Below are 9,902 nucleotides of genomic sequence, written 5' to 3' on the forward strand. Positions count from 1 at the left end.
CTTCAGTACCTATGCCCAGTTCCGTATTCGAGGCGCCATTCTAGATAGCTTTCGTTCGCAGGACTGGCTTCCTAGATCCTTGCGCTTTAAGTCGCACAAGATCGAGCTTGCTTATCACTGTATAGAGCAGAAGCTCGGGCGGCCGGCTTCCGATGAGGAGGTTGCTGAGGAGCTGGGAGTGCCGATTGAGGAGCTGCAGAGACTACTCGGTGAGGTCGGCAGTATAGTGATGCTTAGCTTTGAGGAGTTAGGCTTTGGTCACGGCGAGGAGCGCTTTCAAGCTGATGAGTGGCTTGCAAGCAAGGGACAGGACCCACTGCACCGCCTGCTTGGACATGAGAAGGTTAGTGTTATTGCGCGCGCTTTAGACAGACTACCTGAAAAGGAGCGCCTCGTTGTTAGCTTGTACTTCTATGAAGAGCTTAACCTTAAAGAGATCGGAGAGATTATGGGGGTAACGGAGTCACGCGCCTCTCAGATCCGATCAAGAGCTCTTATTAGGCTCAAAAACTATCTACGAAAGACGACGGCGTCGGCATAGCTAGCAGAGTTACAATATCGAGAAGAGGAATGACAAGTGGATTCTGAGCGCACCCCGGAGCGGGTTTTAATCGTCCATAGTCCAGTTAATGCAGGAATGGATCGACTTCCACTCGCCATTCCCGGTGCTCATATCATCGAGGCACATTCATTTGATAGCTACCAGGAAGCCCTTGGTAGGGGTGACTTCGATGTAGTGGTTATCGACTACGATCTCCCAGGTATTCAGAGCGGCGAGGTGCTTGCACAACTTAAAGTCATGGATCATGAGCCTGATGTCTTACTCCTTTCAAGGTGCATAGATGCGGGAACCATCAGCAAGATCTCACAATCTCAGAAGCGTTACATAGTGAGAGACGAACTGTGGCTCGAGGCGATGTCGAGAGCGGTGCGGGATATGCTAAGAATTAGACGATTAGAGGCGGAGATGGTGCTTGTGCGCGCCCGTCTTACAGAGAGCAATCGCCAGCTCGAAGAGAAAAATCTACGACTTGATGAGTTCTGCGCAACCATAGCGCACGATATTCGAAGTCCCCTAGCGGGACTTATCCTTAAGGTGGAGTACATCCTCGATCGATATGGGGAAGGCTTTGATAAAAAATGTGCGGAGATGCTTGGACGTTCCGCTGAGTCGGCACAGCGCCTTGTTGGCATCGTGCAGGCTATGTACGAGTTCGCCAAGCTGGGACGCAAGGGGACAAGTTTTGATGCGATACAGCTCGCGCCGTTAGCACGCGAGGTCTTGGCCGATATAAAGGGGAGCGCCGGACGTCAGGTAACGCTAGAGGTATCTAATATGCCGCCGGTCAGGGGCAATATAGACCTTCTACGGAGGGTCTTTCTTAACCTCTTTAGCAATTCTATTAAGTACGGGGACAAGGAGTGGGTCATTATCTCTGTTACATCAGATGGAATCACAAACGATGGAGATGAGCGAACTCTGCAGATCTCAGTTCGTGATAACGGCCCAGGTATCTGCGCCAAGGATGCCGGTTCAATATTTAAGATGTTCACACGTGGGAGCGCTTCCCCTGTAGCAATGGAGGGCCTTGGTGTTGGGTTGGCTGTAGTTGAACGTATTATCGAACTACACCGCGGCAGGATAGAGCTGATACAGGATGGAGAGCCGGGGTGTTGTTTTAGAATCTCGTTGCCGCTTGCCCAGGTGCGAGCCCCCGAGAATCACCGATAATTAGGGAGCCGGGCAGGTCGATGGTGGACACGCAGGGCTTGGACTCTTTCCGGGATCGGGCCTCTCTCCAGGATGGACGGGATCCTTCTGTGGTGGAGCGGGCTTCCTAGTTGGTGCTGGAGCAGTTTTAGGCTCCTTTACCGGAGCCGATGGTGCCATCACAGGAGCTTTTGGAAAGGTAAGGCTACCCCAGTCTAGATTGCTACTAACTGGGGAAGGGCTTTTAGAAGCGGTTCTTGCGGTCATATATATTCTCCTACAGGTCCTTATCGCCGATAATAGCTAACTCATACCGTCCCTCAAGCAGGGTTCCATCCGAATTTCTACTCTCAAGAAGCGGTTTAACATGTTCTTTCCAGAGAAGTAACTCCCTGTTCTCAGCGCCATCACCTGAGAGTGGGAGCTGAATGGCGCTCCCCTGGTCCATAATCTCAAGGTTTCGGCAGTTAATAACGGGGGTCGGGCGACCACCAGGATTATTGCGGTCGTAGATGCCGATATATATAGTCTCATCCTGAGGGATGGATCTATCTTTATGCTCGTAGGCGCGGTGGATCTCGTATGCGCGTACCAACATGCGTGGAGCTACCTTTTCTCCAGGGGTCTGATCGTTTTTCCAGGCAGCGTAACGATCGCGCCAGATCTCAAAAAGCTGCTGAGCAGTGGTGACAAACTTTCCTATCTCACTATCTGCAGCAGAGATGGGGGCAACTTGTGCATCTACCTGCGCGCGCTCTTCCTGAAAACTCCATACAAGCCAAGACCAGTGGACGTGATTATAGATATCTTTCCAGATAGAGTCCTGTCGCGCTACCTCCCACGACATGGTTGGAGCATAGCCGACGGGCAGGGCGTTAGACATTCCGCCAAATAGCTGCGACATCGTGCCGAAAGTCAGAGGAGCTTTTCCTGCTTTAACCGTTGCAGAGATTAGTCCCGATATCGAGGCATCTGCTCTTGATAGATCGATATTTTTTTTGTTTGGCTGTGCATCTAGTTCGTGTAAGGAACGAACGATCTTATTCGAAACGATCGATTGCGGAATGCCGTATGCGCACCCGTATTGATCGCTAAGGTGATCGTTGTCGATTAGAAAGGCGTAGCGCTCCCCTAGAAGGGTAAACTCTGGGCAGGGATTTAAAAGTCCGATCCACCCCCGTAACGGAATAACCGTAAGATCCTCTATATACTTGAGCGCAGGGCTCCACCAGGCGCGATCTGTCTGCTGATAGTTTTCTAGGAGATTCCCAGGTTTTGTGGGATTATTAAAGAACAGGCTATCTAATTTAAGCCCCGACATGTAGAGCCCTCGACCGGGTGGAGTGTCTATATCTGAGCCATGAACAACCCGTACATCCTCATGAGTATCGCGGGCGAATGTGGTTAGAAGGGGCTCGTGTCCCGCCAGGTGACGAGCCTCAAGTCGCAGCTTTTGGAACCCTGTATAGGATTGCATGCGGGCCCGTGTGACGATGCGTTTGCTCTGCTCCTGCGAGTCTCTTTTTGCCTCTGATTGCCAACTCGGATAGGGGGTTGGGCAGTAGTTGCCACCTTCTCGCATCTGTAGGAAGCGGAGAGATTTACGAGCCGCGGGGCTTTGGGGAGCATTTAGGTAGGTGTCGGTATGAGTCTCAGCACGGATCTGCTTAAAACGGAGATTCAGAGCGCTTTCTGAAAGGTCTACGCTCCCTTGCAGTATGCCGATATTGAGCTTACGGAGGTGGCGTTCAGCCTCTCCTAATTTAATCAACTGAATCGTATGTTCGATTAGTCTGCGCCAGGTAAGCTTTGCTAGGGGATCGGCTGCTTCTGCACGCAGCAGGATCTTTAAAGCCAATATCGCGGATTCATTCGAGAGTGGGTTTACAGCGTTGCAAAGCAACTCTCCCAAATCGTTAAGGCGGATATAACCCTCACCTACGCTGGTATTAGAGCCGCGAGCCTGCTTATGCAACATGTCGAAGCAGTCATCTATCCTCTTCTCAATAGATTTTACCTCAGTCATGGCATCTTCAGAGGTTGTGTTTTTTGGGGGACGCCCTACTCGGGGCCGACGCTGGGGACGGTGTTCCTGGATAGGGGTAGTACGGACAAGCTCGGAAAATTGCTGATAGTGGTATAGGAGCTCAATGTGGATGCTTTGATCGCTGACAAAGAACGGCACATCTCGATCAGGTAATATCGCTGGATATGGAACGCTCCACTCGAACATATCTAATTGCTTCAGGAGCTGCGTGCCCTCCTTGTTTATAAGGAACGAAACACCTTTAGCGGTATCCGATACTACGTTGAGAATAGTCTGATAGAACGCAGGGGTACCGGTTTCGTGCTGATGTAGCTCGTAGACATTAGGAATGGGAGGTAGGGATAACTTCTCTTGGTTGCTTAACGGTTGCTTCGGGCGCCCGTGTTGTGATGGATCTGGGGTTGGGTTTTGAAATGCCATGTAGAGCTATCCGAGAAAGATGACGGTCAGATCGTCTTCGGTATCACCCCCTCACCAGCGTGTCAAAGGATGATTTACATGTATTCAATCTAAGAGTAGGCACGAGATCCTTAGACGTTGAATCTGTCTGAAATAGTCATTTATAACGATCCTCAAATGAATCAACCAAGGCGAGTCTTCAGATACGCCATTGATAGTAGGACAACGAAGCCAACCGTTATTAGGATAAACAATCCTCCGTTCAGTATCGGCAACTCCTGAGCAACGACGGCTCTTAAGGTGACGGCGAAATCAAGTACGTTTCCAACTACGAGGGTCAGAATAATGCCGCTATGGCTGCGCGGAGCTAGGGCGCTGACGCAGGCACCGAACGCCATGGTAAGTAGGTATACCCCAGCTACGCCAAAGGCGAGGCTGAGCTCGGTAGTAACAGGGGCGTGTAGCCCCGAGGCGAATAGCCATAGGTTAGGGTAGAGTATCGCAGAGAGTCCACAAAGGGCGTAGTACGCCGCAGTTATCCAGAGAATGGTAGTTGGGAAGTTGTTCGGTGTTTTATCCATACGTTCTCGGTACTTTCGCTCTCCCTATAGTAGTGGGTATGCTCTCTGTGGAGAAGGGGTATTTCGGGGGTAATATGTCTAAAATAGATCTTCACGGTAAGTGTGTCTGGCTGACCGGTGCTAGTAGTGGCATCGGGGAGGCGCTCGCCTTAGAATTGGCAGGCAGAGGGGCAAAGCTCGCCATTACTGCTAGACGCGCCGAGGTGCTTGAGCAGCTAGTAGCTCAGATTCGAATCAAAGGGGGAGAGGCCTGGAGCTTTCCTGGGGATGTGCTTAATCTTGACCAGATGAAGCAGGTGGTGGCGGCGATAGAGTCGAGTATAGCCCCGATAGATTTAGCTATCCCTAACGCCGGTACGCATCTTTTTACGGTACCTGAGAGCTTTAATAGCGCTGAGTACCTCTCCATTATGCAACTTAATTACGGCGGGATGTTGCACTGTATCGAGGCGGTTCTGCCAGGAATGCTTGCAAGAAAACGGGGCTACCTGGCCCCGGTTGCAAGCTTGGCTGGGTATCGTGGGCTGCCACGCGCCGCTGCCTACGGTGCAAGTAAGTCGGCGATGATCCACTTTCTTGAGAGCATTCGGTTTCACCTAAAGAGCAAAGGGGTCACTATCTCTATCGTAAATCCAGGCTTCGTGAGGACCCCTCTAACGGACAAGAACGACTTTCATATGCCGTTTATTGTTGATGCCGATAGGGCGGCTTGTATCATCTGTCGGGGTATTGAGCGCGGAAAGAGGGAGATCGCCTTTCCATTTCCATTTACCTGGATACTTAAACTTGCACGCATCCTTCCCGATGCGATCTACGAGAGGATAGTAGATCGGTTGTGGTAGGTCATTCACGACGCAATATATTGGTTGTAGGGGGTGGGGTCGCAGGTATTACTGCGGCGCATGTACTATCTCAAGCGCACAGGGTAACTCTGCTAGAGAGGAACGATTATCTAGGCGGGCACACAAATACCCGGACCGTAGATGACCCGCTAAATCCAGAGCTCTCTGTCGACACCGGATTTATCGTATGCAATCCTAGAAATTATCCTAATTTTTATAAGCTACTTGACCAGCTAGGAATAGAGCGACAACCATCTGATATGTCCTTTGGGTTCTCATGTGAGCGCACAGGATTAGAGTACATGGGGCCCTCTATAAAGGAGTTCCTTGCGGCTCCTAGGAACCTCTTAAATCCGAAGTTTGTTCGGATGATTCTAGAGCAGTTTCGCTTTAATCGGCGCGTTCTTGCCGATTTAAAACGTGGAAAGCTCACGGATTCTCCGATCGGAGAGTACCTACATAAGCTCGGCACAAGTGAGTACTTCTTTGATCACTACCTAGCGCCGTTAATTGGCGCGATCTGGTCTGCTCCTGACTCAAATGCGCTTGAATTTCCAATGCTCTCATTTGCAACCTTCTTTAATAACCACGGCATGCTCGAGCTCCGTAAGCGCCCGCAGTGGCAGACAGTGGTAGGCGGCAGTCAGAGCTATGTTAAGGCCTTTCGGAAGGGCTTTTCAGGTCAGGTGCGGCTGGGGTGCTCTGTACAGGCTATTAGGCGTGATGAGAGCGGTGTAACGCTTAGTCTAGAGGGTGCTGCGCCTGAACGGTTTGATGATGTTGTAATCGCAACGCATGCCGACGAGGCGCTTACGTTGCTTGAGGACCCAAGCTCTGAAGAGCAGGGGGCGCTCGGATCGTGGCGCTATAGTAGAAACCGCACCGTGCTGCACACCGACAAAGGGGTGCTTGGTTCCAATAGACGACTCTGGGCGGCTTGGAATTATCGCCGCCGAGTAGAATCTCGGCGTGATACCCCTGTAGCGATAACCTACTATATGAATAAGTTGCAGAACCTTAAGGCGGGCCGGGATTACTTCGTTACCCTAAACTGTAACGACGATATCGACCCTACTCTGATACTCTACGAGGTTGAATACACCCACCCTATATATACGCCGCTCTCACCATTGAGTCAGCGCGCACTACGGGGGCTTAACGGCACGCGCCATACTTATTTTTGCGGCGCATATATGCACCACGGTTTTCATGAGGATGCTGTACGCTCCGCGCTTGATGTAACAACCTTAATGGGGCTTTCATTATGAGGTCAAAGATCTCCTGGGGCAGGGTAGATCACTGGCGTGCGGGGCCGAAGGAGCACTCCTTCTCGTATCCGATCTTTACCTTTGAGCTTGATCTAGATGAATTAGATACGCTCTCTATCTCGCCAAGGCTTTTTGGATATGAAAAGAGAGCGCTCTTTAGTATCAGATCGAACGATTACTTAGAGGGTACTGGGGGGCTGCGTGAGAAGGTTGAGCGCATCCTCAAGGCGCATGGACAACCTATTCGCCCAGACCGCATTACATTAATTACCATGCCCCGTTACTTTGGGTATGTTTTTAATCCCGTTAGCTTCTTTGCCTGCTTCGATCAGGCGGGGCGTGTTCTTGGACTTATTACGCAGGTCAGTAACACCTTTGGAGAGAGCCATATCTATCCCCTTGTAAGTGATTCAGCTAGTGAGCCAGCTCTGATGCCAGTTTCGTGGCGATTCCCGAAAGAGTTCTTCGTTTCGCCCTTCTTTGATCGTGAGGGTGAGTACTCAGTTACCCTGCGAGGGGAGGGCGAGAAGCTCTCGGTCCAGGTCGACCTAGAGCGCGATAATACACGGGTGTTTTCAGCCCTATTACAGGGGGATGCGCAGCCCTTAAGCGCACGTTTCGTACTGGCAACTATTCGAAAATACCCGATAACCTCATTTATGACGATGCCCCGCATTCATAGAGAGGCTCTTAATCTGTATTTCAAGGTAGGGGCGACGCCATACCCTAAACCGAGCCCTGCAAATCTATATACTATTCGTTCACGACAGAATATTATCCACCGCGCCCGACTTGGACTACTCGCCTTTTTGCGAGCCTGCCGAGGTGTGGGTAGGGGTAGAGGGTGTTGCAGCGGAATAAAAAACAGCGAGGCTAAGAAATAGCATGCAGAGAGCCGAAGATCTTTCACAGCGAGTTCCTTATTCAGAACAGCCGGCCAATCAGGACCTACCGCAACGGGCCATTGATATCTTTAAGAGGGGCGGGGTGTATGGGCTCGGTGAGGCTTATATACAAGGCGAGTGGACGACTCAAGACCTGACGGAGCTGATGTATCGTTTTGTAACTAACGATCCAAGCATTGCGGCATCTTTTAAGAAGTTAAGCCCGAGATTTATCGGGTATATGTTGCAGGATAGGCTCAAGAACTCCCAGATAGGGCGTGGTGCGTACGAGGTGGCCGAGCGTCACTATGATCTCGGAAACGATCTATTCTCTGCCATGCTCGATACTGTAACGATGAGCTATACATGTGGGTATTGGCACAACGCCGAAAATCTCGATCAGGCGCAGTTTAATAAGGTCGAGCTACTCTGTAAGAAGCTCGAACTCAAGCCTGGTATGCGCGTGCTCGATATCGGATGTGGATGGGGCAACTTTGCGGCGTTTGCGGCCAAGCGCTACGGTGTATCGGTTGTAGGGCTGACCGTATCGAAGGAGCAGGCGCAGTTGGCGCGCGAGCGTTGTCAGGGGCTCGATGTTGAGATAGTGCTAGAGGATTACCAGAGGTATCAGGGTAGCTTTGATCGCATCGTCTCTATCGAGATGATTGAGGCCGTTGGGCGCAGAAATATACCGACCTTTTTCTCAAAGGTTGAGAGCTGCTTAAAGGATAAGGGGCTTTTTGCGCTGCAGGTAATCTCGGCCGAGAGCTTCTCACGACGCTCTGCGGCCCCTTTAGATCACTTCCTTCTTTGGTTACAGCGCAGGATCTTTCCGAACGGATATATTCCGAATCTGCCGCAACTTACTAGCCCTGCTCGCCGGGGCTTGGTGATAGAGGACCTGCATAATTTCTCAGCCGATTACGCAAAGACCCTGCACGCTTGGGATGTAAACTTTAACCGCGCGTGGCCAACACTTAAAGATAGCTACGGTAGTGAGTTCTACCGCATGTGGATGTACTATCTAAATGGCTGTGAGGCGCTCTTTAGAGCCCGTATGGTGCAGCTCTACCAGATCGTATACTCCAAGGGTGGTGTGCCTGGTGGATATACGCCGGTTAGGTAATTCGGTTCCTCACCAATAAGTGTGGGTACATTAGATGAAAAACCCCTGCGCGGGAACGTGAACCGCTTTCCGTTACCTGCTCCCGCTCCGATAGCGGAAACTTATCACGAAAAGAACCGATTAATAGAAGATATGTTTTGTCATGAAAAGCTCGAAATCTATCAAAAGTCGGTTGAATTACTGAATAGGTTATTAGTGTTATTCGCCTCCTCCCGAACGGAAACAGCGATATTGTCAACCAGTTGCGCCGCGCCGCCACCTCCATTTGGCGGCCATGCTCTTAAAGCTGGTTTTTAAGGGTTAACCGCTATCGGAGCGGGAGCAGGTAACGGGAAGCGGTTCACGTTCCCGCGCAGGGGTTTTCCATCTAATGTACCCACACTTATATCTATTCAGGAGTAACCCCGTACCAATGATCTTCTTCCATTTCCAGTACAGTCCTTGCTGGGGTCGCTGTAGGCTGGATTACAACCGCTTCCTGGATCCTGTCATCCCAAATACAAAAAGTGCGATGCTCCTACCCTCGTTGACGAACTATTAGTTGCAGGTGATCGTCCCGTCATTACAGGTGCATGATTTCTTTCCACGTTCCTCTTCGATGCTCACTTTCTCACCCGCGATATTTGTCGCGTAGATCCAGCCGCTCTTATTGGTGTCGGCACAGGTGGCAGGATCTAAACGACCTTTAGGGTAGCACTTCTTTTCTTCATTAGGGGGGGGCTGCGAAAAGAGATCCACACGGTAAAACGTCGTCCCGTGCCCCAGATTAACGGGTCCGCCATGATTATTAGGGAGCTCGAAAGCGGACCCGCAGTTGGTGCCCGTGTTGTGGAACATCGGCCAGTAGGAGCCCTTCGTGTAAGAGCAACGGAACGTCTTGCAATCCTTACATCCGCTGCACCGACCGCATCCGCCCATAGTGCCTGTGCAACTGCCGCATACAGTATCTATATTACCGCAACCTCTCACGCTCTCGCAGCCCTGCATAGGGCCGCACCTGCCACATACAGTATCTATATTACCGCAACCTCTCTGGCTCTCGCA

General features: G+C 51.1%; 10 protein-coding genes. 7 read left to right on the forward strand and 3 right to left on the reverse strand.

Features of this window, described 5'->3' with window-relative positions:
* Both NTV65_11380 and NTV65_11385 read left to right on the forward strand, forming a co-directional pair.
* Positions 1 to 541: sigma-70 family RNA polymerase sigma factor (locus tag NTV65_11380; protein MCX6115797.1), on the forward strand; the 541-nt coding region annotated here is incomplete at its 5' end.
* Between the two features lie 36 nt (positions 542 to 577).
* Positions 578 to 1,732 carry a hybrid sensor histidine kinase/response regulator gene (locus tag NTV65_11385; GenBank protein MCX6115798.1) on the forward strand — a complete coding sequence of 385 codons (1,155 nt, stop codon included), beginning with the start codon at positions 578 to 580 and terminating at the stop codon, positions 1,730 to 1,732.
* On the opposite strand, the gene NTV65_11390 is transcribed toward NTV65_11385, so the two are convergent.
* From NTV65_11390 to NTV65_11400, 3 genes are all read right to left on the reverse strand, one after another.
* Positions 1,733 to 1,978 (reverse strand): hypothetical protein, encoded by a 246-nt coding sequence (locus NTV65_11390; GenBank protein ID MCX6115799.1) that lies wholly within the window; start codon positions 1,976 to 1,978, stop codon positions 1,733 to 1,735.
* Between the two features lie 10 nt (positions 1,979 to 1,988).
* Positions 1,989 to 4,178, reverse strand: a complete 2,190-nt coding sequence (locus NTV65_11395) for a hypothetical protein (GenBank protein MCX6115800.1) — start codon at positions 4,176 to 4,178, stop codon at positions 1,989 to 1,991.
* 161 nt (positions 4,179 to 4,339) lie between these two features.
* Entirely contained in the window at positions 4,340 to 4,738 is a 399-nt protein-coding gene (locus NTV65_11400) for a hypothetical protein (GenBank protein MCX6115801.1), read from the reverse strand.
* Between the two features lie 74 nt (positions 4,739 to 4,812).
* On the opposite strand from NTV65_11400, the gene NTV65_11405 reads away from it, so the two are divergent.
* The 5 genes from NTV65_11405 to NTV65_11425 form a co-directional block, all read left to right on the forward strand.
* Positions 4,813 to 5,580, forward strand: coding sequence for an SDR family NAD(P)-dependent oxidoreductase (locus NTV65_11405; protein ID MCX6115802.1), 768 nt, complete (start codon positions 4,813 to 4,815; stop codon positions 5,578 to 5,580).
* Complete coding sequence (locus tag NTV65_11410; protein MCX6115803.1) at positions 5,574 to 6,848, forward strand: FAD-dependent oxidoreductase; 1,275 nt, start codon at positions 5,574 to 5,576, stop codon at positions 6,846 to 6,848. Before NTV65_11405 ends, NTV65_11410 begins: the two co-directional genes overlap by 7 nt.
* Entirely contained in the window at positions 6,845 to 7,732 is an 888-nt protein-coding gene (locus NTV65_11415) for a DUF1365 domain-containing protein (GenBank protein MCX6115804.1), read from the forward strand. Before NTV65_11410 ends, NTV65_11415 begins: the two co-directional genes overlap by 4 nt.
* Position 7,733: 1 nt before the next feature.
* Positions 7,734 to 8,858 (forward strand): cyclopropane fatty acyl phospholipid synthase, encoded by a 1,125-nt coding sequence (gene cfa, locus NTV65_11420; protein MCX6115805.1) that lies wholly within the window; start codon positions 7,734 to 7,736, stop codon positions 8,856 to 8,858.
* 756 nt (positions 8,859 to 9,614) lie between these two features.
* Positions 9,615 to 9,902 (forward strand): hypothetical protein (locus NTV65_11425; protein ID MCX6115806.1); only part of this gene is annotated, 288 nt, incomplete at its 3' end.

It is taken from the genome of Pseudomonadota bacterium, from assembly GCA_026390555.1.
In the GTDB taxonomy this organism is placed as follows: domain Bacteria; phylum Bdellovibrionota_C; class UBA2361; order UBA2361; family OMII01; genus OMII01.